The sequence below is a fragment of the Alteromonas sp. ABV4_515 genome (assembly GCF_056160345.1).
In genome coordinates this window covers 844,346-869,876 of record NZ_JBSWWZ010000001.1, presented here as the reverse complement: position 1 = coordinate 869,876, position 25,531 = coordinate 844,346, and the positions used below count along the sequence as shown (strand labels likewise).

Sequence of the window (25,531 nt, the reverse complement as noted above, 5' to 3'; positions counted from 1 at the left end):
TATTAGGTCTCAACTTTACTTCTGCTTCGCCTTCGCGAACGCATCTGCAAAAGCATTACCCATGGCGGCATTTGCTGGCGATTGCGCCTGACGGTTGCCACCACCGTTGTTGTTACGGTTTGGCTGACGGCCTTTGCCCTGCTTGCCTGCCGGTTTACCGGCTCCGCCCGCATTGCGTTTTTCCGCTGCCGGTGCTGGTGTGTCGTCCAAACGCATGGTAAATGAAATACGCTTACGCTGAACGTCCACTTCCAATACCTTTACCTTCACAATATCACCGGCTTTCACCACTTCACGTGGGTCAGAGATAAACTTGTTCGTCAGTGCAGAAATGTGTACCAGTCCATCCTGATGTACGCCCACGTCAACGAAGGCACCGAAGTTAGCTACGTTACTGACTACGCCTTCTAGAATCATGCCTGGCTTCAGATCGCTAATGGTTTCCACGCCTTCTTTAAAGGTGGCGGTTTTAAACTCTGGGCGCGGGTCGCGGCCCGGCTTGTCGAGTTCTTTCAGAATGTCTTTTACGGTTGGTAAGCCAAACGCGTCGCTGGTGAAGTCTTCCGGTGCTAACTTACGCAGCAGATCGGTGTTTCCAATCAAATCGTTTACCGCAACCTGGGTGCGATCAACAATGTTGTCGACCACAGGATAAGATTCTGGGTGAACGGATGAAGCATCCAGTGGGTTTGAGCCCGCCGTAATGCGCAGGAAGCCTGCCGCCTGTTCGAAGGCTTTAGGACCAAGTCGTTCCACTTTCAGCAATGCTTTACGGTCTGGGAATGCGCCGTTGGAATCACGGAAAGACACAATGTTATGTGCCAAGGTCTTGTTTAAACCAGACACGTAAGAAAGCAGTGCGGGAGACGCGGTGTTCAAATCAACGCCAACGGCGTTTACACAGTCCTCAATCACGCGGTCGAGGGATTTACCCAGCTGGCTCTGACTTACGTCGTGCTGATATTGGCCAACACCAATGGCTTTAGGCTCAATTTTTACCAGCTCGGCGAGAGGGTCCTGCAGGCGACGGGCAATAGACACTGCGCCACGCAGTGATACATCCATCCCCGGCAGTTCTTTAGAAGCCAGTTCAGATGCGGAGTAGACCGATGCACCGGCCTCACTCACCATAATCTTCTGCGCCCCCAGTTCTGGCGCTGCTTTAAGCATTTCAGCCACCAGTTTGTCGGTTTCCCGTGAACCGGTACCGTTACCAATACTGATGAGCTCTACTTTGTGCTGTTTACACACATTGATAAGCGTGCGCATGGACTTGTCCCAAGCATTCTGCGGTGCGTGTGGGAAAATGGTATTGGTAGCAACCACTTTACCGGTTTTATCAACCACAGCCACTTTCACACCGGTACGCAGGCCAGGATCAAGGCCCATAGTTGTTTTGGCACCTGCTGGTGCAGCCATCAACAAGTCGTTGAGGTTTTTAGCAAATACGCTAATGGCTTCTTCTTCCGCTTGTTCACGCAGCGTGGAGAAAAGCTCTGTTTCCATGTGCAGGGCAATTTTGATTTTCCAGGTCCATTGTACAACCTGCTTTAAAAATGCGTCAGCAGCACGGCCTTTGTCCGCAATGCCATAGTGTTCTGCAATGATAAATTCGCAGTGTGAAGGAGCTGTGGCGTCTTCATTTTGTGGATCAGCATTAAGCTGAATATGCAGCATGCCTTCGTTGCGTCCACGGAACATGGCCAGTGCGCGGTGTGAAGGAACAGATTTCAGTTTTTCCTGGTGCTCGAAGTAGTCTTTATACTTAATCGCTTCCTGTTCTTTGCCCGGCGCTACGGTACTGGTCACGAACGCATTGTCGTTGAGATACGCACGGATTTTTGCCAGCAGACCGGCGTCTTCTGCAAAACGCTCCATCAGAATATAGCGTGCGCCTTCCAGCGCTGATTTAGTATCAGCAATGCCTTTGTCTGCGCTGATAAATGCCTCAGCCTCACTTTCCGGGGTTAGAGTGGGGTCGTTAAACAGTTTGTCGGCTAACGGCTCTAAACCGGCTTCAATGGCAATTTGGCCTTTCGTGCGGCGGCGGGGCTTGTAAGGCAGGTACAAATCTTCCAGTGTGGTTTTGCTGTCGGCGGAAACAATCTGGTTTTTCAGTTCATCAGAAAGCTTACCTTGCTCTTCAATAGACTTAAGGATCACGCCTCGACGGTCTTCCAGTTCGCGAAGATAGGTGAGACGTTGTTCCAGGTTTCGAAGTTGAGAATCATCTAGTCCCTGTGTTGCCTCTTTCCTGTATCGAGCGATGAAAGGCACCGTTGAGCCTTCATCTAAAAGTGAAACGGCCGCTTGCACTTGAGTAGGGCTGACAGCGAGTTCTTCGGCAATTTTGTTGATAATCATAGTAAGCTCTGTGGCCTTTAAATTTGTGTCCTGCCGGGTCGTCAGGCCCGACTAAATATTGGGTGTATTCACTGGTGCGCAAGTATATCACTGATGAATTCATGGTTAATGCTGTTTATCTCAGTGAATCCTTTGTTTTACGCAGGTGACGTTAAACTTTGTCTTCGGTATCGTACCAAATGCGGTTTATCCACCACTCGAAGATACCGGTTTCTGTTTTCACTGTGATGTCATCGTCTACCGATTTACCAATCAATGAGCGTGCCATGGGTGAATCCACGGAAATATAGTCCTTACGACCAAAAATTTCATCGTACCCGACAATGCGCAGCGTCATGGTTTTACCATCGTCGTTCTCAATTTCTACCCACGCGCCAAAAAACACTTTGCCCTCTTGTTGAGGCGAATAGTCGACGACTTTTAGGTTTTCCAAGCACTTGCGTAAATAACGCACACGACGGTCGATTTCCCGCAGGCGCTTCTTGTTGTATTGATAGTCTGCATTCTCGCTACGATCGCCGAGACTCGCGGCCCAGGTGACTTTGCGGGTTGTTTCGGGGCGTTCTTCCCGCCATAAATAGTCGAGCTCGTTTTGTAGCTTCCGATATCCATTACGGGTGATGAGTGGCGTGCGCATAGTAAAAATTCGCTATGTTTATGATTTTAAAACTAATCAATTATAAATTTGAGCCGATAAGCACTAAGCAATGTGGTTAATCAGCGCAAACACAAGTTTATAGGGTTATTTTGCGTAAAAAATGAACGAATTGTTGGTGGGTATGTCGAAATACTATCCATAATTAACATGGAAACGAGTGAATATTATTATGCAGCATGAGCAAACACAGTTAAAAGAAAAACGTAGCGATCAAACGCTAACGGCCAATGGCATTACCATTGTCGGCTTTATGTTGTTTCTCTCCGGCGTGGTTTTGTTCGCAATCGGCATGATCGACATTCTCGTTCACATTAATAGCGTGAAAACCGCAGCCCTGCTTGTCGGCGGTATCGCCGCATATAAGGTAGGTCACACAATGATTAAGCATTGCGCAACGTTACGGAAACGCCCGGAACGCCGACGTCATCTGCTATCTGACAACACGTAATAGTGAATAGATGTTTTACAAAAAGCCCTTCAATTGAAGGGCTTTGTTGTTTCTGCCTCAGGCTGTGATGAGCGAGATTTAATGTTTGTAAACAATCCTCAGCAGTAAAAGCCCCGTAGCCATGGATACATTTCAAAACAGGAGATGAATTCATGAGTAATAAACTACAGGATAAAAAAGTCGCTATTTTAGCAACCGACGGTTTTGAGCAAATTGAACTGACTAAACCGAAAGAAGCGGTGGAAGCAGAAGGTGCGACAGTTGATATTATTTCGCTGAAAGCCGACGACATTCAGGGCATGAATCATGATGAAAAAGGCGACACGTTTTCAGTAGACAAAGTAGTTTCTGCAGTAAATGCTAAAGACTACGATGGCCTCATCCTCCCTGGTGGTGTGCAAAACCCAGATACCCTGCGCACTGACGAAAAAGCGGTAACGTTTGTTCGTGATTTCTTTGCCCAGCATAAACCGGTATCTGCTATTTGCCATGGTCCGTGGATGCTGGTGGAGGCAGACGTCTTAAATAATCGAAAAATTACGTCCTTCCCCAGTCTCAAAACCGATATTGTTAATGCGGGTGGTAACTGGGTAGATGAGGAAGTGGTTTGCGATCAAGCACTGGTAACCAGTCGTACACCGGATGATTTACCTGCCTTCTGCCGCAAAATTGTGGAAGAGCTTCGTGAAGGTAAGCACGACCAGCAGCACGTATAAACGGAGGCAATGGTAATGACTACATTATTTGATAAAGGTAGCGTCGGCAGTGTCGACGTACAGAACCGCGTTTTTATGGCACCGCTTACGCGTAGCCGTGCAGTGGATGGCACCGATGTTCCATCAGACATGGCGGTAACCTATTACCAGCAGCGCGCCTCGGGTGGATTGCTGATCACTGAAGCGTCGCAAATCAGCCCTCAGGGTAAAGGTTATATTCGTACTCCGGGCATTTACAGCGCCGAACAAGTGCAGAAATGGCGAGAGATCACAGAAGCTGTGCATGAGAAAGGTGGTCGTATTTTTCTGCAGCTCTGGCATGTGGGCCGAATTAGCCACAGTCATTTTCAGCCGGATAATGCTAAGCCGCTGGCCCCTTCTGCGGTGAAGCCTGACGTGGATGTGTTTTTCGACGGCGATAAACAGCCCGCGTCTGAACCCAAGGCCATGACGGTAGAAGAGATTCAGTCCACCGTGGCAGACTTTCAGAAAGCCGCGGAAAATGCCCGTGAAGCGGGATTCGACGGCGTTGAAATTCATGCAGCCAACGGCTATCTCATCGATCAGTTTCTGCGCGATAAAACGAATCTTCGTGACGACGAATACGGCGGCAGTATCGAAAACCGGCTGCGTTTTCTCAAGGAAGTCACCCGGGCCGTACTGAAAGTCTGGGATGCATCTCAGGTAGGCATTCGACTTTCTCCGGTGGGTAACCAGAACGACATTGCCGACAGCGATCCGCTGGCCACGTTCAGTGAAGTGATCAACTATATCAATCCGCTGAACCTGGCATATTTGCACATGGTAGAGCGGTTCCCGGGTATGCCGGCAGGCAATCCGGATCTTGCGATCCTCACAGCACTGCGTGAAAAATGGCAGGGTTTTTATATTGCCAATGGCGGCTATGATCTACTGTCAGCAAAACAGGCCGTTGAGTCGGGTTATGCCGACGCCATCGCCTTCGGCCGTCCGTTTATTGCTAATCCTGATTTGGCTGAGCGCATGGAAAAAGGTGTGGAACTCAACGAGCCTGATCAGGATACCTTCTACGCCGGGGAAGAAAAGGGGTATATTGATTATCCGTTTTATGATGAGTAATCCTCATCCGCAGTAATCGATAGAAGGACAAAATATGGATCCGGTGTCACAGGGAGTGCTGGGAGCAACCGCAGCGCTTTTTATCAGTAAAAAAACCGATACGAAGCGGGCTGCTGTTGTTGGCGCGCTGGGTGGAATGGCACCGGATCTGGATATTCTGTTCCGCTCGTCCCAGGACCCGATGATGGCGCTGGAACTGCATCGTCAGTTTACCCATTCTCTGGCTTTTATCCCTTTCGGCGGCGCTATCGTCGCGCTGTTTTTGTGGATGCTGTTTTACCGGCGGCAAACCTACCGCGAAATCTGGTTTTTCGCCACCATGGGTTACGCCACCCATGGGCTCCTCGACGCCTGCACGTCTTACGGTACACAGCTTTACTGGCCGTTCTCTGATTTCAGGGAAGCATGGGACGTGATTGGCATCATTGATCTATTGGTGACCGTCCCTTTGCTAATTGGCGTTGTGACAACAGCCCGATCCGGACACAAGCGCTGGCTGGTAACGGCCACTACGCTGGTGGCCATGTATTTTAGCTTTGGTGTTTATCAGCATCAGCGAGCAATGTATGAAGTGCAGCGTATTGCCAATGAAACCGGCCATCAGGTGATACGGGCGAAGGCTATGCCAACCATTGGTAACCTGATTGTATGGCGCACAATCTATCAGTCGGACGAAGCGTATCACGTTAATGCGATAGCGCTGCCGCTGTTTTCAGAATCACGTATTTACCCCGGCGATACGGTAAAACCTCTGGATGCTGATGCTGATTTCCCATCTTTACCTGCCGACTCAGTGCAGGCTGACGACATTGAACGGTTTCGCTGGTTCACCAGCGACTGGCTGTATGTTTCTCCGTCCAACCCGACTGCCATTGGTGATTTACGTTATGCTGGCCGACCTGATGGCACTCAGTCTTTATGGCAAATTACGGTAAACCCTGAGCATCCGGAAGAACACGTAGACTATGGCAGTCAGATGCGTGACAGCAACAGCTTAGTGCTTCTGGACATGCTGCTTGATCGTGAGGTAGATCAGTAACATAGCGGTTGTAGTATTATGATGTTACCGCCCGGAAGGACTGATATGGTCAGATAGACCTGCAGTATTGTTGATAACCAATTAAAGGACACGACGATGAGCAAAATTCTGATGATTACCGGTGACTTCGTAGAAGACTATGAGAACATGGTGCCCTACCAGGCTTTAATGGCCTGTGGTCATACCGTAGACGCGGTTTGCCCGGGCAAGAAAGCCGGCGACACGGTTAAAACCGCTATTCACGATTTCGAAGGTGACCAAACCTACACCGAAAAGCCCGGTCACAATTTCGCCCTTAATGCGACGTTCGCAGACATCAACGCTGATGACTACGATGCGCTCTACGTTCCTGGTGGCCGCGCGCCAGAGTATCTGCGTTTGAACGATGCAGTTATTGAAATGGTGCGCAGTTTTTTTGTTGCCGATAAACCGGTAAGCTCCATTTGCCATGGTCCACAATTATTGGCAGCGGCCGGCGTTCTCGAAGGCAAGCGCGTGTCGGCGTATCCGGCTTGCGAACCCGAGGTGAAACTGGCTGGTGGAACCTATGTGACGGTGGAAATGGACGAGGCCATTACTGATGGCAAGTTAGTGACAGGTCCAGCTTGGCCTGCGCACCCGGCGTTGTTAAGTCAGTTCATGGCTTTACTTTAATGCAAAATGTGAACGTTTAGAGGACAAGATGATGTGTGGATTATTCATTAATGCCGACGCTGACCTGTGGGAAAGTAAAACCCGCTCGATGCGCATTGAGGGTGTGGTGACATCAATTCGCATGGAGACGTTCTTCTGGAATATTTTGCAGGAAATTGCCTGTCGCGATGAAATGACGGTAAATCAGCTGGTCACCAAGCTTTATCTGGAATCGTTGGACGCCGACCATGATGTCGGTAACTTTACTTCGTTTCTACGGGTTTGCTGTGGACGTTATTTGTCATTAAGTGCCGATGGGCATCTACAGCGTGATGAAGCGAAACCGTTGGCGGGTTTAGCATCGGCCAAACTTATTGAAAAAGAAACTGAGGCAGCCAATTTGCGTCAGCTCAGTGCCGTTAACCGACGAGGGGAAAGCCACTAAGTATTTTGCTTTTGTCGTGCTTTTAAGGGGATATAAAAAAGCCAGTCAGGACAACCTGACTGGCTTTATCTTATGCATAGCAAGGGTAATTCAATGGAAATTGAACCCCTTGCTTATGCGACTTATTCAGCTTCAGAATCGTCAACCACTTCCAGTAATTCAACGTCGAAAATCAGTGTTGAATTAGGTGTGATAAGGCCAGTAGAACGTTCGCCGTAAGCCAATTCCGCAGGGATAACGAAACGGAATTTCGCGCCTTCTTTCATCAGCTGTACGCCTTCAGTCCAGCCAGGAATGACGCGGTTCAGCGGGAAGGTAACAGGTTCGTCACGCTCAACAGATGAGTCGAAAACTGTGCCGTCAATCAGGGTGCCGTGGTAATGTACTTTAACTTGATCAGTGGCCGTTGGGCTTTTGCCTGTACCTTCCTGAAGTACTTCGTACTGCAGGCCTGAATCAGTAACCGTTACACCTTCTTTCTTCGCGTTTTCTGCTAAATACTCTTCACCAAGTTTGATGTTTTCTTCAGCGGCTTTAGCAGCCATTTCTTGCTGCGCTGCGCGAACTGCCATTTCAGCAGCTTGAGCATTTTCTTGAATTTCGCCCTGGGTCATTTTGCTTTGATCTGCCAGTGCATCAAGGAAACCTTGCTTCAGGGCTTCTTTATCTAAAGGAAGACCGATTTGATCTTGTTGTTTTGCACGGTTATTTACAAAAATACCCATGCCTGCGCCCATGGCGTACGCTTGTTTTTGTTCTACTGACATGTCAGCTAAGGCACTACCTTGCGCTGCTTCTTCTGCTGCAGGCTGCTTCGGTGCTTCTTCTTTTGGCTGACAGGCAAACAAACCCAGTGCAGCTACTGTCGATAAGGCGACAAGCGACTTACGCATAAAAACTTCTCCATTATTATAAAATCTTTGTCGTGCCCCGGGGTACGACGGGTTTGTGTGATATACCCAAAAATTATTTTTCGTTGTGGGTATAAACATAAGAATTTAGCAAAATGATCACTTTCGAATCATTTTGCTAAATCGATTCGATTTGTTCCATGCTATGGTAAACCCAGAGACATTGAAAGCGAAACCTATAAGACATGCTTCATCGACGATCGTTCAAAACTACGCTATTACTGGCATTTTTCAGTGTGTTGCTGAGTGCCTGTTCAGTACCGGAAACCGAGCCGGAGGAGCGCTGGCTGCACGCTGAAGATGGTGCTTATGCCGCCGACATTTCACCAAACGGTGAATACAGCGTGGTGTCCGGTGTCGATAATGGCATTAATGTATGGCACAACAAAGACAACAACCTGCTTTTTCACTGGCAACATCAAAGTGAAGGCAACAACCTGGTGCTTGCGATTCATATTTCTGCAGATAACAAGTTCGTAGTTACCTCAGACCGTGAGGCGTTTGCATTGTGGAGCATTGAAAGCGGTGAGCCTGTAGGATTTTGGCGGATCGACGAATCTACTATTCGTGATGTGGCCGTAACGAATAACGGAACGGGTATTCTTGTAGGCCGTTCCAACGGAAAGGTTATGTACTTCGAGCCAGAAAGCGGTCGGCGTCTGGAATTTCTGGGGCATCAGGAGCGTATCAATTCCGTCGACATTTCGCCCAACGGCGAATATGCGCTAACCGGTGGCAATGACTATGTGGCTTATCTTTGGAGCACGCGCACGGGGCAAATTATTCACACATTCACTCACAGCAGTCGAATTTCCTCGGTAACGCTGGATGATGAGGGGCGTTTTGCCTTTACTGCAGACAGTAAGCAAGGCGCTAAGATCTGGAACGCACAAACAGGTGCACAGATGAGTAACCTGCAGTATATTGCGCGCCAGAAAATTTTTACCGATGCGGTTTTCTCTGGTGATGGTAAGTATTTACTTACTGGCTCACCCTCACGAAATATCTATTTGTGGGATGTGAAAAATGGTGAGCAGGTGGATGAATGGAAGGTAGCTGCTAAAGAAGGCACCCGTCCTGCCACCGCCGTAGTGTATGCGGTGGGCTTCGTCGATAAGAAAACAATCCTTTCAGAAAGCAGCAGCGGCCTAGCAGAAATGTGGACAATAGAACATGAGTGAATCACTAACACTGGAACAAGCGATGGAAGCCATCGAAGAATTACAAACCAAAGTGTCGTTCCAGGAACATACTATCGACACCCTCAATGACGCACTGACCGACCAACAGTACCAGATTGAAAAGCTGCAGGTGCAAATGCGATTTGTGATGGAAAAAGTGAAAGGTTTTGAGCCATCAAACATTGCCAAGCTCACTGAAGAAACACCGCCGCCGCACTACTAAAACGGCGGTGCTATAAATAATCCGCCGACTCTTTTAGATATATCTGAAATTCTTGTCTACGCTTTAAAAATAAACTTATTTAATTAGCTGACGAATTGATATTCATGGCAAGAAAGCTCAGAACCTCCCCGGCGGGAATTCCGCAGCTCGTGCAGCGTACAGGGCGCACGGGTGTCATGCCTTTCAAAGACGATACCGATCGTCTGACTTATCTAGATTATCTCGGGCGTTATGCGAGCCGTTATCAGGTTGCCATGCACGCCTGGTGTGCGGCGAAAGAAAGTATTTCATTTCTTTGCACGCCATCTACCGGCGATGGCATTTCTCATATGCTTCAGGCTACCGGTCGTTTGTACGCGCAATACTACCATCAGCGATATGGCACAAAAGGCACCATTTGGCGTGATCGTTATAAATCTGCATTAGTACTCGACGACGAATTACTCATTGAAGTGTATCGCTACATCGAACAGCAACCCGTTCGTGAGGCATTATGTGATAATCCTGAACAGTACGCCTGGTCGAGTGTGGTGAGTAACGCATTGGGCATTCCCAGTGTGATGTTAACGGCTCATGCCGCTTATGAACGCACGGCAAATACGCCGGAAACGCGACGTGCGATGCACCTTGAACGTTTACAGTGCATCGACGAGGACATGGATGCCGACATCGCCAAGTCACTTAAAATGGGCCTGGCGATGGGCGATCCGGGTTTTATCAAGCGCATTGAAAAAGTCACCGGTCGGCGATTGACGGAAGGCAAGCGTGGACGACCGCGCAAAGTCGACTCAACGGCCCATCAACATCTTTGATCATGGCGTCTCGTTGCCCGGAGGCTCTGATTCCCGGGCATCGTTGTTTTGTTCGTTTTTCTCACTTTCCTCTTTCGCCTGTTCCGCATCGCGCCATTCAACACTATTTTCCAGGTCGCCCTGAATAGCCTGCACAAACGCGTTCTTCAAAATGCCAACGATGGTTGTAAATATTGGCGTTTCCACATTGTTAAGTGAACCAGAAATAGGGATGCGAGTGGCGATTTGATCTTCACTCTGGTTTTCGAACAACTCAGCAATAAAGCCAGATAATGCCTCGGCGATACTACGAAAAAAGCCATCGTCATCCCGCTCCACATCGCCTTTCCAAGAGAACACCTCCACCTGCCGCAGTACAGGCTTGGCGTAGCCAGATATCTCACCGTCATCGCTTGCCAATTCCAAAGCGAGTTCTAGCGTACCGGCTTCCAGATCAAAGGGCGCATAGGTATCGAGAAAACTCTTGAAGTTGACGAGGGCGACATCGTTAGCCTGAAAATTAATGTCAAAAGTCGGCTGTTTAGTGGCAGGATTCAGTGAACCGGAAAGCGTCATCGTACCCTGCTCTTCAGCGCTACCTGACGCTTGCACCGTTGCGATGAGGTTTTTTGATAAGTCGCGGCTGTTCACCAGGTTCTTTGCAATTGCATTGATGTCGTGAAGCTGCACATGAATAGCCGGCGTGGCGTCAGGGTTAAAGAAATTCACCGAGCCGTTGCGTATTTCGAAACGGTCGACTTTTAAAGGTACGAGCTGATCAGCTAAGTAGAGCCAGTTTTCATTTTCACCAGATTGACTCGCGGCCTCGCTGCCACCATCTACAAAATTCAGTTCAGGTTGAGAAAGGTAAACTTGCGCGACCACTGATTTATTGAAAAGCGCAGACCACAGCAAGCTAAACTCCACACGTTGCGCTTCGAAGAACGGCTGTTCTACTTCACCCGTGCGCTTGAGAATAACCACGTTATCGAGGCTGTAGGCGCCTCGCCAAAGCATTAGATCTACGTCGCCCACACTGCCGGTAAATTGCTCACCTTCGTCCAGTACGTCGTTTATGTACCACTGGGCTGCGAATGGCAGGCTTAATCGAACGGCTACAAGCACACAGGCGATAACAGCGAAACATTTGAAAGCTCGACGAGATTTACGGGAAGCCATAATGTGTTGCTCACCTCTATTGGGGGTAATAGACAGAAGCTTCAATTGCTATGCCAGTGTGGATTTAGTGATGAAACATGCAAAGTGGCAATGATAACCACTTGAAAAATAATCGATAACTTACTTTCGTGGAGCGTGAGTCAAGACTGATTTGCAGCCAGTTAATGGCTGCAATCTACAGGCTTTACCCACAAGACGGGTAAATCTGACAAATTACTGTGGCTTGAAAACGCCAATTACGTTTTCGTCGGCGCGGGTTTTGGCTTCTACTTTGTCATCGGTTTGTGACTGGGTGTAGCCACATTTCACACATTCCAGTTTTTCAACGTTGTTTTCAAAGAACAACATAATGGAATCCAGTGCCTGACATTTCGGGCAGGTAGCGCCAGCAATAAATCGTTTTTTCTTTCTTTCAGCCATGGAGACTCCGTAATAATTTTCGTTGCAAACGGGTTGCTGATTTTCTTCCCGGATTATGGTGATGAGCATGTGAAACGCAAGCCATTAACCGGGGAGTTTGCTATCATACGCCGCTTAACGCGGAGGACAACTGCACAGGCATGATTACTTTATCTGACGTAACCCTGATGCGTGGTAGCAAGGTGCTACTGGAACACGCCAGCACACAAATTTTTCCAGGCCACAAAACGGCTCTGATTGGCAGCAATGGTTGTGGTAAATCTACCCTTTTTGCTTTGCTTCGGGGCGAATTGTCTATCGATGCCGGCGACTGTCAGGTTCCCGCACATTGGCGCATCGTTAGCGTGGCGCAGGAAACGCCGGCTGTCGACCGCAGTGCCATTGATTATGTTATCGATGGAGACAAACTTCTCCGCGATTGTCAGGCAAAACTGGCCGATGCCGAAGCTCGTCATGACGGCGAGGCGATGGGACAACTTCATGGTCAGCTTGAGCAGGCCGGTGCCTATGATGTTGAAGCCCGGGCGGCGACTATTCTGGCCGGACTTGGGTTTACTACAGCACAGCTTACTGCGCCTGTGACCGATTTCTCTGGTGGCTGGCGAATGCGTTTGAACCTGGCCCAGGCTCTGTTGTGCCCCTCCGACCTATTGCTTTTAGATGAACCAACAAACCACCTCGATTTAGACGCGGTTATCTGGTTGGAAAAATGGCTGCAACGCTATTCCGGCACACTTATTCTTATTAGTCACGATAAAGCCTTTATCGATAATACCGTGGCGCAAATTGTTAGCGTTGAACAGCAGCAACTTATCGCCTATACCGGTAACTATTCGTCTTACGAAAAACAGCGGGCTGAGCGTTTACGTTTGCAGAACATTGAATACCAGAAGCAGCAGGACAAAATTGCTCATCTGGAGTCATTTATCACCCGCTTTAAGGCGAAAGCCAGTAAAGCTAAACAGGCACAAAGCCGTATTAAACAGCTTGAGCGTATGGAGCAGATATTGCCTGCACACGCTGCCAGCGCCTTCAACTTTGAATTTGCCGAGCCTACCGGTCTGCCGAATCCGCTTATTCAGATGCGCGATATCAAACTGGGCTATGGCGAAAAAGTTATTCTCAACAATGTGAAGTTGAATCTGGTGCCCGGTAGTCGTATTGGTTTGCTGGGGCGCAATGGTCAGGGTAAATCAACACTGATCAAGTTGCTGGCTTGCGTGCACGAGCCGATGCAGGGCGATTTCACCACCGCCAAAGGTCTTAATGTGGGTTATTTTGCCCAGCATCAGTTGGAAACGCTGGATCCGAAAGCTTCAGCCATCCTGCACCTGCAACGATTAGATAAGCAGGCCACAGAGCAGCAACTGCGTGATTATTTGGGCGGTTTTGGCTTCCACGGTGATCAGGCACTTGAGCCGGTTGCCCCCATGTCGGGTGGTGAGAAAGCACGACTGGTGTTAGCGCTAATTGTGTATCAAAAGCCCAATCTATTGCTGTTGGATGAACCTACCAACCACCTCGATTTAGAAATGCGTCATGCACTGAACATGGCCTTGCAGGGCTTCGAAGGCGCAATGGTGCTGGTTTCGCATGATCGCTTCTTATTGTCGTCAGTTTGCGAAGACTTCTATCTGGTAGACAGTGGGCAGGTGGAGCCATTCAATGGCGATCTCGATGACTATCGTACCTGGATCTTAGCTCAGCAGAGCGAAGCCAAAGCGGCAGCGCCCAAAGACGATAAACCTAAAGTAGATCGCAAGGCTGAAAAACGTCGCGAGGCGGAGTTCCGTAATTCCGTTGCGCCGATTAAGAAGGCCATTGAAAAACATGAAAAAGCGATGGAGAAAACCTCTTCCGCATTGGCTCAGGTCGAAGAATCTCTGGGCGATACCTCACTTTATGAAGAACAGAATAAGGCGAAGCTGATGGCGCTGCTCGATGAGCAGACGACGCTGAAGCAAGCAATGGAAGAACACGAGATGGCCTGGCTGGATGCGCAGGAAACCATGGAAGAAGCAAGGGCAAATTATGAATCTGAATGCTGATACATTCTGGCAGTACAGCCTGGAGATATACGGTCGCGACGGCGTAAGTGAACAAGCGTTGTTGTTGCAAGACGAGTTTCAGGTGAATGTGAACATGTTGCTGCTGCTGTGCTGGTGCCTTGATAACGGTATGATCGTTACACTGAATCAATGGCAGGTGCTGCATGCCGCTATTGCTGATACCGACACGCAGCTGGCAAGCCATCGTGGGAAGCGACGGGATGCAAAAGCGGCACGTCCGTTTAATCAGAAAGCCTACGAAGCTCTTAAGCAGGAAGAACTGGCCATTGAAATGCAACAGCAGGAAGCACTTACTACCATGTTTAACCGTCTTACTGTTGAGTCTGTGCCGGTAAAGGGCGTAAATGGCAGTGTGGCGGGTTTCGTGAACTTGTTTAAGCTTCGCCAGCAACCCGCAGCAGTAAAGCGCATCACCGCCGTTATTCAGTCGTTGCAGGCCGGGTAGTAAACACGGTGATCAAACAACCTGACAGTGGTCATGGCATTGTACGTCGCAGTGATTTCACTCCGGCTCGTTGGGCGCGCAATCGTCATGTACAGACTATTTGGCCACGTTTCTTACAAAAACGTTTACCGTTGTCGGTTAAATGGGAGCGTATTGCCACTCCTGATGATGACTTTCTCGATCTTGCTTGGGGACCACAACCCTTTTCTTTAAAAGGTGTCGTCGTCATGTTTCATGGCTTAGAAGGCAGCATACGTTCGCACTATGCTAACGACATGATGGCCGTGCTTAGTCAGCAAGGCTGGCAGTGCGTCATGATGCATTTTCGCAGTTGCAGTGGCGAAATTAACCGTCAGCCCAGAGCCTATCATTCTGGCGAAACCAGCGACCCGGTATTTTTTCTCGACTGGCTGGAAAAGCGCTTTCCTCAACTGCCTAAAGTCGGCATTGGCTTTTCATTGGGCGGCAATATGCTGCTTAAGTTACTTGGCGAAAACCCCGCACAGAAATGGCTGCAAGCCGCTATTGCGGTGTCTGCGCCAATGAAACTGGCCGATTGCAGCCAAAGTATTGCCACCGGCTTCTCCCGTGTTTATCAAAATTATTTGCTAAAAAGTATGAAGTCCACGCTGATTAAGAAAATGCAGCGTATGGACTACCGGGGCCTGATAAACGTATCGGTTGAGCAGGCATCCCAGTTATCTTCGTTCCAGGAGTTCGACGAAAAAGTCACAGCACCCCTGCATGGTTTTGCTGATGCGACTGACTACTATGAAAAATGTAGCGCATTGCCGTTTCTTGGTGCGATTCAGTGCCCAACCCTTATTCTTCATAGCCTGGATGACCCGTTTATGAGTCCGTCAGTGGTGCCGGATGCCAGCGATTTGGCACGAGCCGTAACCCTTGAACTCAGTGACTTTGGTGGTCACGTGGGATTTATGCAAGGTGGTCTGTTAAAGCCCACAGTGTGGTTACAACAACGGGCAGCCGAGTGGTTCAGCCAATATCTGCCAACACATTGAGGTAAGAATGATTATTCCCATCACCGAGCTAGCCCCAGACACGCTCCGCAATATTGTTGAATCTTTCGTACTGCGCGAAGGCACCGACTACGGCGAAGTAGAAGCCTCCTTTGATGAAAAAGTTGATCAGGTTTTACACTCCCTGAAAAGCGGTGAAGCGGTATTGGTGTACTCAGAACTGCATGACTCGGTAAATATTCGCCCCAAAGATGAATACCAGGCTGGTGAAGAGGAATCGCTTTAAGACTTGGAAACATCCGAACACCAGTACAGTTTTCTTTGGCTCTGCTGTTAGTTATCTTTTCTATTCTCGTATAGATGTGCGATGAACGGACCTAAAGCGTGTAGATTATATGCTTAGGATTTTAGACTAAGGAAAGTTAAGAGAACTAATATGGAATTACTTCAAAATGAAGATGTAAATCGTGTGTCTGGCGGAACTATTCAGGCTATCGGCCTGGGGCTGATCGGTGCTTATATTTACGACGCGGCCGGTGGCAAAGAAGGTATCGATAAATATCTTGAGAATAGTAAAGAGGCTGCTAGCACATCTATTGATTATTGGAAGCGAAAGCTCGAGCGTTTCATTCGAGAGATCACTGAGTAGCGATGGAGCTTTGTTATTGGTTACGAGGGCTTTGGCCCTCGTTTATAAGCAACATTTCATCGAAATTTCTATTTCTTATTCTCGCTTTTTTCGCTTATCAGGTTTGCGGTAAAATTGCAGGCTTGCGGGCGCAGTTTTCATCTTTATTGCTGGATTGCGCGCCAAGCTTTCTTGCCGTGATTGTTGTTACGAACCTCAATGCATTTCTCTTTTCTAGGGAGTATGGGAAAACAATCCTAGCCTCTACGTTAGGGCTTTTAGGTTACGAACTTCTACAAATTTATATCAGTGAACGAACCTTCGATTACTTGGATATTTCAGCCACTATCGGAGCGGGCTTATTTATTTATAGTGTATTGATATTCATGCGAAGAATGAAAAAAGCCCAGCCAGATGGGTTGGGCATCTGAGCCAGGCTTTGACCTATCGGGTCTACTTCAAAATTGCAGGGATTTTAGAAAGTGTAGCGCGCGTTTAGCTGCGTGATATCAAGATCGTCAATCTTCTCGAAGCTGGCGCCCACAGCCCAGCGTGGTGTGAAGTAATAGTTCGCGCCTACTTTTACTGTTACATCTCCGGTATCCACATCGTAGTAGCCAATTTGGCCCAATAACTCTACTTGCTCGGTAACCATGGAACGCAAACCAGCGTGTACGCTGTAGCCATTCTCATCATAGTTTTCCAGATCTACTCGCTCGAAGTTCGCGCCGAAATAGGCATCGGTAGATGAATCCAGTGGCATGCGGTAACCCAGACCCACCGTTGTCATATCCAGGTCGGTGCCATTGTCGTCTAACATTTTGTGCTCACCGGTAACGTAAATGTTGTTTTCGAGCAGGTAAGCCCCGCCCACATCTACGCCGTCAAAATCGCCAGCACCCACATCTGCGTTGGTATAGCCACCTTCGACAAAGCGCCAGTTCGGTGATGCTGCCATTGCCGCTGAAGAAAGGCCAGAAAGAGCAACAACAGTCAGTAATGATTTGGTAAAACGCATAAAGAGACTCCTTATCTATGCTTGGAAGAAAATCATTTAACTGCGACTGAAGAGCAATCATCTTGCCATTTCGTATATTGGTAAAAGGATCTTCTTACTATTCCTGTGTATAAAGTGCTGATTTTAAATAGCTAAATTTCTTATCGTCTCATCGTAAAACAAACACTGAGAAGTTGTGCCTGTATACAAAAAAAACATGACTGGACACGCGTTATACAAAAAAGTGTCGGTGGGTACAGACAGTTCTCCCTGATTTACTCACTGCCTTGTAATTGTTGCTGTTTGATATTTGCTCTCTGATCTGATGTAAAAAAATAAGAGACTGTTTTAAATAGTGAAATTGTAAATTTAAGCGCATTTTTAAGCTGGAACACCTCTTGCAAAACCCTGTGCAACAAAAAACAAATCGTAACGCACAGTTATCATAATTTATCGGAGTCAGTAAATCATGCTGCCGCAATTACAGTTAGCCAATAACACGGAAATTACGACACCTTCACTGGCATCTTTTTGCTCTTTCTTTTCTATCAGCCCAGCCGTCATGCGCGCTTTTATTTACTGCATTTGTGTGGGCTTTAGCACGCTTAGTCTGGCAGACGAAGTATCAGATAAGAATCTTCCTGCGGGCAAACCTATATTGAATCGCGTTATCGATGCTGCACAGAAAAATGCCGGTCGCGATTATGTGGTCAATGACCATGGTCTGGCAGATGAACTTAAAAACATCGACTATGAAACCTATCGTCAAATTCGCTTTAACTCAGAAAAGGCATTGTGGGCAGGTGAAAACGACTACGAAGTACAGTTCTTCCACCCTGGCTTTCTGTATCAGCAGCCTGTCAGTGTGGTGACCATCGCGTCGGACAACAGTGAGAACCTGGTACCGTTCGAAAGCGAGAGTTTTATCTACGAAAAAAATGCCGAACCTCTGGCTGGCCTTACTGATGAAAAATCCGGTTATGCCGGATTTCGTCTTCATTACCCAATAAAAAATCAGAAATACAAAGATGAATTTGCAGTGTTTCTGGGTGCCTCCTATTTTCGCCTGGTAGGTAAAAATCAGGTTTACGGTATTTCTGCACGTGGCCTGGCAATTGATACGGCCATGCCTGAAGGCGAAGAGTTTCCCCACTTCACTAAATTTTGGTTGATAGAGCCTCAGGAAGGTCAGCCAATAAAGATTTATGCCCGTTTAGAAAGCCCTTCTGTTGCCGGTGCGTATAGCTTTGAAATTATGCCGGGTACCGACACCACCATGAAGGTGAAAAGCTGGATCTTCGCTCGTGAAGACGTTGATAAGCTCGGTATCGCTCCCTTTACCAGCATGTTTTTGTATGGTGAAAACTCACAAGTCCGTCGCGATGATTATCGCCCGGAAGTCCACGACAGTGACGGCGTACAAATGCTAAACAGTAAGGGCGAATTGATTTGGCGTCCGCTTACCAACCCAACCAAATTGCAGATCACGTCCCTGAGTGACATTTCTCCCAAAGGCTTTGGTATGTTGCAGCGAGATACCGACTTCTCTAACTATCTGGATGCTGAAGCCAATTATCACCTTCGTCCGAGTCTGTGGGTAACACCGAAAGCAGGTTTCAATGAGGGGAAGCTGGAAATTGTTGAAATTCCTACCGATTCTGAAGTGCACGATAACATTGTGGCTTACTGGGTGCCCGTTGAACCTTTCCTGGCTGGCCAAAGTCGTTATTTCGAATATGAACTAAAAACGGTTGAGAAAAAGCCAATGCGTTACGGCGTTGCAACCGTAGAAAGAACCCGTCAGGGGATCAGTACCTTACCTGGATTCGAGACCACTGAAGAGCGTAATGTTCGCCGCTTTGTTGTGGACTTCGAAGTGCCAAAAGGCATGAACCTCAAACCTGACGACGTAAACCTAATACTCGATGCCACCAATGCCAGCGTTGATCAGGCCCGTGTTTATGAAGTGGACGGTGGCAAAAGCCTTCGTGTGACGTTCCTGGTGATCCCTGAAGGAGAAGCCGTAGTGGATATGCGGATGTTTCTGAATCACAACGAAACACAAATGAGTGAAATATGGAGCTATGTGTATGAGCCAATCCAACAGTAAGGCTGATAACGCGGTAGCCGAAAAGGATGTCGCCGAAGCAAGTAAATTAAATGTTCGAGGTCGCCGCTGGCGACTTCTGTTAATGGGATTCCTGACTATCGTTTCTACGGCCCTAACCGGCTATAGCATGTTCGAGATTTTCCGCCCTAATCGATTCACTGAACTTGAAATGGTGCAATTAGGTTTGGCAATGGTGTTGTTTTTATGGCTCACCTGGTCATTCTGGACATCGGTAATTGGTTTCTTACTAAAGCTATTCCACATCGACCCCATATCATTGCGCCGCGAGCTTCCTACCGCCGATGTGAACACGCCGATTACTCAACGTCACGCCATTGTAATGCCGGTTTATAACGAAGATACCGACCGCATCATCGTAGGTTTTGAAGCTTGCGTGAACGCGATCCTTAACACCGAATACGCTGATAACTACGATTTCTACATGCTTAGCGATACGCAGGATGAAGCAAAAGCAGAAGCTGAACTTAGAGCCTGGAAGCGTTTAGTGGGTCGCCTTGGTGAACATGGCGATAAAGTTTTTTATCGTCGCCGTGAAGACAATTGGGGTCGCAAGGTCGGTAATATTCACGATTTCTGCGTACGCTGGGGTGGGCAGTATGAGTCTATGCTGGTGCTTGATGCCGACAGCGTCATGTCCGCACACCGGGTGCTGGATATGACACGCCGCATTGAGGCGAATCCCGAAGCTGCGCTTATCCAAACCATTCCGATGCCGGTGCGTCAGGATACATTTTTTGGTCGCTTCGTGCAGTTTGCTGCTCATCTTTATAGTCCTATGCTGGCCACGGGTCTTTCGTTCTGGCAGACCGACAGTGCCAATTACTGGGGCCATAATGCCATTATCAGAGTGAAGCCGTTTATGCAGCATTGCGGATTGCCCACACTGGAAGGCCGTGCGCCATTTGGTGGCGATATTCTAAGCCATGACTTTGTGGAAGCTGCGTTGCTACGGCGTGCGGGTTGGGAGTGCTATCTCATCACAGACACCGACGGCTCCTACGAAGAGGTGCCAGGCAATATGGTGGATTACGCGATTCGTGACCGCCGTTGGGTGCAGGGTAATATTCAGCATCTCGGGCTGCTGCGCACCAACGGCTTGAAAACCACTAATCGCCTCCATTTCGGCTTTGGTGCCTTTGCCTATATGTCTTCACTGTTGCTGTTCATGATGCTGATGGCGGGAACAGCAGATGCATTGGTAAAAGCGTTGGTGGACCCAGTGTACTTCACTTCCGATCACCAATTGTTTCCTGATTGGCAGATTGCTCGGGAAGGGCTCATGATTGCTACGCTGTGGGGCACCATTGCACTACTGTTCGCGCCGAAAGCCCTGGGACTTATTCTGGCTCTTATCCAACGCAGAAAAGATTTTGGGGGTGCCTTCAAGCTGATTTTCGGTGGCCTTGTGGAATTGTTCATGGCCATACTTATTGCGCCTATGATGATGTTCTATCACAGCTATTTTGTGATCAGTGTGCTTATTGGTCATCAGGTCAAGTGGGAAGCGCAGACTCGGGAAGGCCGCATGGTGCCGTGGAAAGTGGCAATTTCTAAAGCCGCAACCATGACGGTACTGGCATTAATTTGGGGCGGTGCTACTTTTTATTACACGCCTTCGCTATTCCTTTGGTTACTGCCAGTGCTCACCGGCATGGTGTTCGCTGCGCCAATCATTCGCCTTACCAGTAGCCCGGGGTTTGGCCGTACTTGCCGCAAAGCAGGCGTATTTGTGATTCAGGAAGAGTTACGTGAAGCCCCCGTGCTGGTTGAAGTACGTGAACATATGGCAACGTTTAATTTGAGTGAGCTAGAAGGCTACGCGCCGGACCAGCCGGAGTTGCCAGAAGATGTACCTCATAGCATGGTGGTGCAGGATTTGTCGGCTCCACCATTACCAAAACGCGCCGATGAGGTTGCGCTTAATGCAGCCAGTGAATTGAATACCAACGACAGAAACGCGGCCTAAACGCTTAATTTAAAGCCTCAGTCGCAGATAAAAAAAATGGCTCATCATTTGATGAGCCATTTTTATTTATCACTAAAGGATCAGACTATTCTGTAAACGTTACCGCAAAAGTAACAGGTACTGCTGCGGTGATGCTGCTAAGTTTAGCAACGTCCTGCAAGGCTTTAACGCCACCATCTAATTTGAAATCAGCTGCACTGACGATGGTCGGAGCCGTAGTTGCCACGGTGATTTCATCATCAGATACTTTGCTTACTAGCACGCTGAAAGTCGCCGGTGCGGTAACCCCATGAAGGCTCAGTTCGCCTTTCACTTTACCGGTAGTGCTTTCACCCGCGCTGAGTTTCATTAATTCAGCCGGTACCGTTGCAGTGAATGTAGCAGAAGGGTACTTACCACTTTCAAACAACATTTCCTGCATGCGGGTATTACGCAGAGGAATATTGGTGTTTACGCTGCTAAGCGGTACTTCAACTGTTAACTTTCCTGCGTCACTTAAACTTCCTTCCAGCTTGTCGAAGCTGTGAACTTCGGTCACCTGGGCATTCTTGGTTGATAGAAAGTTCAGGCTGGAACCTTCACTGTCCAGAGTCCATGCCGCAGATGCTGGCAGTGCAATGCACGCTGATAATGCCAGCAACGTTCTCTTCATCATTCCTTCGCTCCTTTGTCGTATTGTACGATGTCGTTCCAAGGCACACGCTGGTCGCCAAGTACTACGAAATCTGGGTTTTCCAGCGTGTTACGCTGGTTGTATGTGAGTGGTTCAAAGTTTGCGGCAAGAATACTACCGCCAGCTTCAGACACGATACATTGCGATGCGCCTGTGTCCCACTCTCCGGTAATGCCGAGTCGCATGAATACGTCAGCTTTGCCTTCAGCAATAAAGCAGGCCTTTAGTGAGCAGCTGCCCAGCGGCAGAGTTTGATAAATCCGCTTTGCTGACATGCGAGAAAAGACTTTCTCTCTCGACTGACGGCGACTAATGGCGATCATCACTACGCTATCGTGAGGATCGTCTAGCTGGCGCACGTTAATCTGTTTGTGCTCGTCTGGCGCTTCTTTAAAAGCACCATGGCCTTTAGAGGCGTAATACAACGATTGTCCCGGAGGCCAGAATATGACACCAATAACCGGCTCATTGTTCTCGATAAGCGCGATATTTACGGCAAAATCACCACTACGGGCGATAAATTCCTGAGTACCGTCGATGGGGTCGATTAACCAATAACGATCCCAGGTTTTACGCTCTTCCAAACTGGCATGTTTGTTCTCTTCCGAGAGAATGGGAATATCGGGTGTGGCTTCAATCAGGCGTTTGTTAATGATGTCGTTGGCCAGGTAATCGGCACTGGTAACAGGCGATTCATCATCTTTGGTGTATTCATCGAAATCACCCTGATCGTAAACTTTTAACACGGCTTCGCCGGCTTCTACAGCGACTTTCTTCGCCAGTTCAACTAAGGCTTCTCGGGGATCGTTTGGCATGCGTTAGTGCTCCTCTAACCACTTCTGAGCTAAAAACAGGGCAGCGACACAACGAGCTTCGGTGAAGTCTTTTCGCGCGAGCAGTGCATTAGCCTGACTAACAGGCCATTCCACAACTTCAAGGGGCTCAGGTTCGTCGCCTTCCAGCGACTGCGGATACAGGTCGCGGGCAAGTACGATTGTCATTTCGGCATTAAAAAATGTCGGGGCCATACTCACGGTATGGATAACGTGTAAGTCGCGGGCAGCGTACCCGGCTTCTTCCTGCAGTTCGCGATTAGCCGCTTCCAGAGCGGTCTCACCCGGATCGATCAATCCTTTTGGAAAACCCAGTTCGTAGGTATGTGTACCCGCGGCGTACTCTCGAATAAGTACCATGGTGTTTTCATCGAGCATGGGCACAATCATCACTGCCCCCCGGTTTCCGCCAGCCATTCGCTCAAACTGGCGTTCTTCGCCATTAGAGAATGTGAGATCCAGCCTTTCGACTTTAAACAACCGACTACGGGCTACAATTTCCCGGTGTGTAATTTCTGGCAGTGTTTTGGCGGGATCAATTTTACTCATGTTTATCCGTTACAACTTTCGTTATGATGACAACCAATGATTAAGCTTAATGTATTTGAAGGAAAATCGCTTGCCATTTCTACCCTGGAGTGAAATTGACACGGTTCTGCTCGACATGGACGGAACCTTACTGGATTTGCACTTCGATAATCACTTCTGGATCGAGCACCTGCCGAAAAAAATCGCTGAACGCAGTGGGAAGTCGGTGGAAGAATGTAAAGCGACCATGATGGCCCACTATCAGCGAGTCATGGGGCAGATACAGTGGTATTGTCTGGACTATTGGGCTGAACAATTAAACATGGACATCATGGCTGCTAAGCGCGAGGTTGAGCATCTGATTTCCATGCGCGACGATACCTTGCCATTTCTCGATGCGCTGCATGAAACCGGCCGACAGGTCATTTTGGTGACTAACGCTCATCCTGATAGCCTTTCTTTGAAGGTTGAGCACACTCGATTAGACAGTCACATCGACACGCTGATCTCCACTCACGAATTCGGTGTGACAAAAGAATCGCAAAATCTGTGGAAGCAATTGCAGGCCCGTGTTGGTTTCGACCCGTCACGTACGCTGTTTGTAGACGACAGCCTGAATATTTTAGAAGCTGCGCAGAAGTTTGGTATCGCGCATTTGCTCGCCGTAAGCAATCCTGACAGTAAACAGCCGGTACGGTCAATTAACTCATTTCCTGCGGTTGAAGATTATCGTACGATGGTAGAAGAGATTCGTCGCCATCCAGTAAGGAAACGATAATGACGGTATGCATCGTGGGCTCTAAAAACCCGGTAAAGCTAAACGCTGCCAGGTCATCACTTAGCCTGTCGCTAGACTTGCCAGCCCTTGAGGCCATTGGCATGAATGTGCCAAGCGGTGTTCCAGAACAACCGATGAATTCGACAGAGACGCGTCAGGGCGCCATTAACAGGGTCAAAGCCTGCCTCGCACAAGCCGATGAGACGTCCCGCGAGCAAGACTGGTTTATCGCCATTGAAGGCGGCGTGGATAGGTTTGAAGACGGCCCGGCCACCTTCGCTTATGTCGCTATTTACCATAAAAACCAGTGGTCTGTAGGGCGCAGTGCAAATTTGCCATTGCCACCCTCCGTGTTCAGCGCATTACAGGGCGGTGAAGAGCTCGGTCCGCTGATGGACAAACTGTTTAACACCGACAACATCAAACAAAAAGGCGGCGCCATCGGCCTGCTCACCAACCACCTCGCTACCCGCCAAAGCGTTTACGAACTCGCGATTTTGCTGGCAATGGCGAAATTCAATCATCCAAATTTGTTTGCTGATTGACGTAGCTAGCTAAGTTTATCTTAGCCAGAAACTGGACGGCTATATCTCTTTTGGTTATGCTCTGGTCATAACATTGGTGTGCGAGATAAAAATTGGATAACGGACTAGCTAATCTTCTTGCCCTACATGATACCGAAGCACACAGAGATGATGGTTACTGGTGGAGAATTGAGGCGTGGGAAGTGCAACCAAGGAGAGAAAGGCCTCATGGTATTCGCTATAATCTCACTTTGCATAATAAATTCAATAAGCGTGTTTTCGGCTTAGACAATGCACATGCTGTTAAGCCTGTCAGGAAAAAAGGTTTTGCAGCTAAACGTTATGATTATGACCATATGCATAAGTCAGCCAGTGATAAGGGAACACCTTATGAGTTTAAAGACGCTACTTCGCTGTTAAATGATTTTTTCACTGGAATTGATATAACCATTGAAACTATAGAGGGTAAAAGATGATGAAAGCTCGAATCGGCATCATGTCAGAGCAACTTATCCGTGTGCGGGCGATAGCCATTGCTCAGGGAAAATATACACCTGGCAAGCATGAACCAAAAGTCTGGTACACCTCTCTCAATGGAATATCTCAGATTTTGAATCCTGATAACATCGCACTACTGAGACTGATTGATCGTGAACGTCCAGAAAGTGTTACTGCGCTCGCCGAATTAAGTGGTCGCCAAAAGTCGAATCTATCCAATACATTGAAATCATTAAGTGAAAAAGGATTTCTTCGCCTTGAAAAAGGACCAGGGCGGAGTTTGAAGCCAGTTGCATTGTTTACGGATTTTGAGATCGTTATTACGCAGGAAATCGAGAATCTGCTTGCGGAATTACAGCAGCAAGCTGCATAGGA

30 protein-coding genes are annotated in these 25,531 nt (G+C 48.3%); 21 read left to right on the top strand and 9 right to left on the bottom strand.

Annotated elements, in window-relative coordinates; translation table 11 throughout:
• Positions 1–15: 15 nt before the first annotated feature.
• Together ACXAGX_RS03700 and greB are read right to left on the bottom strand one after the other, a co-directional pair.
• Positions 16–2,364: a Tex family protein gene (locus ACXAGX_RS03700; RefSeq protein WP_474836628.1), complete on the bottom strand. Its 2,349-nt coding sequence runs from the start codon at positions 2,362–2,364 to the stop codon at positions 16–18.
• A gap of 151 nt (positions 2,365–2,515) precedes the next feature.
• Positions 2,516–3,001, bottom strand: coding sequence for a transcription elongation factor GreB (gene greB, locus ACXAGX_RS03695; protein ID WP_474818658.1), 486 nt, complete (start codon positions 2,999–3,001; stop codon positions 2,516–2,518).
• A gap of 178 nt (positions 3,002–3,179) precedes the next feature.
• Between greB and ACXAGX_RS03690 the strand changes: the two genes are divergently transcribed.
• From ACXAGX_RS03690 to ACXAGX_RS03665, 6 genes are all read left to right on the top strand, one after another.
• Positions 3,180–3,470 (top strand): hypothetical protein, encoded by a 291-nt coding sequence (locus ACXAGX_RS03690; RefSeq protein ID WP_474818659.1) that lies wholly within the window; start codon positions 3,180–3,182, stop codon positions 3,468–3,470.
• Positions 3,471–3,622: 152 nt separating this feature from the next.
• The gene (locus tag ACXAGX_RS03685) at positions 3,623–4,186 is read left to right on the top strand and encodes a type 1 glutamine amidotransferase domain-containing protein (protein WP_474818660.1); all 564 of its coding nucleotides are present in this window, start codon (positions 3,623–3,625) and stop codon (positions 4,184–4,186) included.
• 15 nt (positions 4,187–4,201) lie between these two features.
• Positions 4,202–5,284 carry an alkene reductase gene (locus ACXAGX_RS03680; protein ID WP_474818661.1) on the top strand — a complete coding sequence of 361 codons (1,083 nt, stop codon included), beginning with the start codon at positions 4,202–4,204 and terminating at the stop codon, positions 5,282–5,284.
• Between the two features lie 34 nt (positions 5,285–5,318).
• On the top strand, positions 5,319–6,323 hold the full coding sequence (locus tag ACXAGX_RS03675; RefSeq protein WP_474836626.1) for a metal-dependent hydrolase: 1,005 nt from the start codon (positions 5,319–5,321) through the stop codon (positions 6,321–6,323).
• 96 nt (positions 6,324–6,419) lie between these two features.
• Positions 6,420–6,977, top strand: a complete 558-nt coding sequence (locus ACXAGX_RS03670; RefSeq protein WP_474818663.1) for a DJ-1/PfpI family protein — start codon at positions 6,420–6,422, stop codon at positions 6,975–6,977.
• Positions 6,978–7,008: 31 nt separating this feature from the next.
• Positions 7,009–7,401: a ribbon-helix-helix domain-containing protein gene (locus tag ACXAGX_RS03665; RefSeq protein ID WP_474818664.1), complete on the top strand. Its 393-nt coding sequence runs from the start codon at positions 7,009–7,011 to the stop codon at positions 7,399–7,401.
• A 122-nt stretch (positions 7,402–7,523) separates the two neighbouring features.
• On the opposite strand, the gene fkpA is transcribed toward ACXAGX_RS03665, so the two are convergent.
• Positions 7,524–8,294 carry an FKBP-type peptidyl-prolyl cis-trans isomerase gene (fkpA, locus tag ACXAGX_RS03660; protein WP_474818665.1) on the bottom strand — a complete coding sequence of 257 codons (771 nt, stop codon included), beginning with the start codon at positions 8,292–8,294 and terminating at the stop codon, positions 7,524–7,526.
• A 203-nt stretch (positions 8,295–8,497) separates the two neighbouring features.
• Here fkpA and ACXAGX_RS03655 point away from each other — a divergent pair, with 203 nt between their 5' ends.
• The 3 genes from ACXAGX_RS03655 to ACXAGX_RS03645 all read left to right on the top strand — a co-directional run bounded on the left by ACXAGX_RS03655 (position 8,498) and on the right by ACXAGX_RS03645 (position 10,528).
• Positions 8,498–9,493 carry a WD40 repeat domain-containing protein gene (locus ACXAGX_RS03655; RefSeq protein WP_474836625.1) on the top strand — a complete coding sequence of 332 codons (996 nt, stop codon included), beginning with the start codon at positions 8,498–8,500 and terminating at the stop codon, positions 9,491–9,493.
• Positions 9,486–9,716, top strand: a complete 231-nt coding sequence (locus tag ACXAGX_RS03650; protein WP_070124525.1) for a SlyX family protein — start codon at positions 9,486–9,488, stop codon at positions 9,714–9,716. The genes ACXAGX_RS03655 and ACXAGX_RS03650 overlap by 8 nt, the downstream gene beginning before the upstream one ends.
• 104 nt (positions 9,717–9,820) lie before the next feature.
• Positions 9,821–10,528 (top strand): transposase, encoded by a 708-nt coding sequence (locus tag ACXAGX_RS03645; RefSeq protein ID WP_474836623.1) that lies wholly within the window; start codon positions 9,821–9,823, stop codon positions 10,526–10,528.
• Here the strand turns inward: ACXAGX_RS03645 and ACXAGX_RS03640 are convergent, their stop codons facing one another.
• Entirely contained in the window at positions 10,529–11,686 is a 1,158-nt protein-coding gene (locus ACXAGX_RS03640; protein WP_474836621.1) for a DUF748 domain-containing protein, read from the bottom strand. It abuts the gene before it with no gap.
• 213 nt (positions 11,687–11,899) lie between these two features.
• Positions 11,900–12,106, bottom strand: coding sequence for a YheV family putative zinc ribbon protein (locus tag ACXAGX_RS03635; RefSeq protein WP_474818669.1), 207 nt, complete (start codon positions 12,104–12,106; stop codon positions 11,900–11,902).
• A gap of 140 nt (positions 12,107–12,246) precedes the next feature.
• On the opposite strand from ACXAGX_RS03635, the gene ACXAGX_RS03630 reads away from it, so the two are divergent.
• The 6 genes from ACXAGX_RS03630 (at position 12,247) to ACXAGX_RS03605 (ending at position 16,659) form a co-directional block, all read left to right on the top strand.
• The gene (locus tag ACXAGX_RS03630; RefSeq protein WP_474836619.1) at positions 12,247–14,154 is read left to right on the top strand and encodes an ATP-binding cassette domain-containing protein; all 1,908 of its coding nucleotides are present in this window, start codon (positions 12,247–12,249) and stop codon (positions 14,152–14,154) included.
• Positions 14,138–14,620, top strand: coding sequence for a TIGR02444 family protein (locus ACXAGX_RS03625; protein WP_474836618.1), 483 nt, complete (start codon positions 14,138–14,140; stop codon positions 14,618–14,620). The genes ACXAGX_RS03630 and ACXAGX_RS03625 overlap by 17 nt, the downstream gene beginning before the upstream one ends.
• A gap of 11 nt (positions 14,621–14,631) precedes the next feature.
• Complete coding sequence (locus ACXAGX_RS03620) at positions 14,632–15,642, top strand: hydrolase (RefSeq protein WP_474819265.1); 1,011 nt, start codon at positions 14,632–14,634, stop codon at positions 15,640–15,642.
• A 7-nt stretch (positions 15,643–15,649) separates the two neighbouring features.
• The gene (locus tag ACXAGX_RS03615; RefSeq protein ID WP_474818672.1) at positions 15,650–15,886 is read left to right on the top strand and encodes a YheU family protein; all 237 of its coding nucleotides are present in this window, start codon (positions 15,650–15,652) and stop codon (positions 15,884–15,886) included.
• Between the two features lie 150 nt (positions 15,887–16,036).
• Positions 16,037–16,249 (top strand): hypothetical protein, encoded by a 213-nt coding sequence (locus ACXAGX_RS03610; protein WP_474836616.1) that lies wholly within the window; start codon positions 16,037–16,039, stop codon positions 16,247–16,249.
• A 2-nt stretch (positions 16,250–16,251) separates the two neighbouring features.
• Positions 16,252–16,659: a hypothetical protein gene (locus ACXAGX_RS03605; protein ID WP_474836614.1), complete on the top strand. Its 408-nt coding sequence runs from the start codon at positions 16,252–16,254 to the stop codon at positions 16,657–16,659.
• A 44-nt stretch (positions 16,660–16,703) separates the two neighbouring features.
• Here the strand turns inward: ACXAGX_RS03605 and ACXAGX_RS03600 are convergent, their stop codons facing one another.
• Positions 16,704–17,246 (bottom strand): outer membrane beta-barrel protein, encoded by a 543-nt coding sequence (locus ACXAGX_RS03600; protein ID WP_474836613.1) that lies wholly within the window; start codon positions 17,244–17,246, stop codon positions 16,704–16,706.
• Positions 17,247–17,694: 448 nt separating this feature from the next.
• On the opposite strand from ACXAGX_RS03600, the gene ACXAGX_RS03595 reads away from it, so the two are divergent.
• Positions 17,695–19,335 (top strand): OpgD/OpgG family glucan biosynthesis protein, encoded by a 1,641-nt coding sequence (locus ACXAGX_RS03595; RefSeq protein ID WP_474836611.1) that lies wholly within the window; start codon positions 17,695–17,697, stop codon positions 19,333–19,335.
• Positions 19,310–21,322, top strand: coding sequence for a glucans biosynthesis glucosyltransferase MdoH (gene mdoH, locus ACXAGX_RS03590; RefSeq protein WP_474836609.1), 2,013 nt, complete (start codon positions 19,310–19,312; stop codon positions 21,320–21,322). Before ACXAGX_RS03595 ends, mdoH begins: the two co-directional genes overlap by 26 nt.
• A gap of 85 nt (positions 21,323–21,407) precedes the next feature.
• Here mdoH and ACXAGX_RS03585 read toward each other — a convergent pair whose 3' ends face one another.
• Genes ACXAGX_RS03585 through nudE form a run of 3 tightly spaced genes read right to left on the bottom strand, consistent with a single transcriptional unit; the run spans position 21,408 to position 23,377 of the window.
• Complete coding sequence (locus ACXAGX_RS03585; protein ID WP_474818679.1) at positions 21,408–21,977, bottom strand: YceI family protein; 570 nt, start codon at positions 21,975–21,977, stop codon at positions 21,408–21,410.
• Complete coding sequence (cysQ, locus tag ACXAGX_RS03580) at positions 21,974–22,810, bottom strand: 3'(2'),5'-bisphosphate nucleotidase CysQ (protein WP_070124545.1); 837 nt, start codon at positions 22,808–22,810, stop codon at positions 21,974–21,976. The genes ACXAGX_RS03585 and cysQ overlap by 4 nt, the downstream gene beginning before the upstream one ends.
• A gap of 3 nt (positions 22,811–22,813) precedes the next feature.
• Entirely contained in the window at positions 22,814–23,377 is a 564-nt protein-coding gene (nudE, locus tag ACXAGX_RS03575; protein WP_070124546.1) for an ADP compounds hydrolase NudE, read from the bottom strand.
• A 70-nt stretch (positions 23,378–23,447) separates the two neighbouring features.
• Here nudE and yrfG point away from each other — a divergent pair, with 70 nt between their 5' ends.
• The 4 genes from yrfG (at position 23,448) to ACXAGX_RS03555 (ending at position 25,529) form a co-directional block, all read left to right on the top strand.
• Positions 23,448–24,134 (top strand): GMP/IMP nucleotidase, encoded by a 687-nt coding sequence (gene yrfG, locus ACXAGX_RS03570; protein WP_474836607.1) that lies wholly within the window; start codon positions 23,448–23,450, stop codon positions 24,132–24,134.
• Positions 24,134–24,679 carry an inosine/xanthosine triphosphatase gene (yjjX, locus tag ACXAGX_RS03565; protein ID WP_474836605.1) on the top strand — a complete coding sequence of 182 codons (546 nt, stop codon included), beginning with the start codon at positions 24,134–24,136 and terminating at the stop codon, positions 24,677–24,679. Before yrfG ends, yjjX begins: the two co-directional genes overlap by 1 nt.
• 92 nt (positions 24,680–24,771) lie before the next feature.
• Positions 24,772–25,134: a toxin-antitoxin system TumE family protein gene (locus tag ACXAGX_RS03560; protein ID WP_474836603.1), complete on the top strand. Its 363-nt coding sequence runs from the start codon at positions 24,772–24,774 to the stop codon at positions 25,132–25,134.
• A complete protein-coding gene (locus tag ACXAGX_RS03555; protein WP_474836601.1) occupies positions 25,131–25,529 on the top strand; it encodes an HVO_A0114 family putative DNA-binding protein in 399 nt (132 codons plus the stop codon). Before ACXAGX_RS03560 ends, ACXAGX_RS03555 begins: the two co-directional genes overlap by 4 nt.
• The last annotated feature ends 2 nt before the right edge of the window (positions 25,530–25,531 follow it).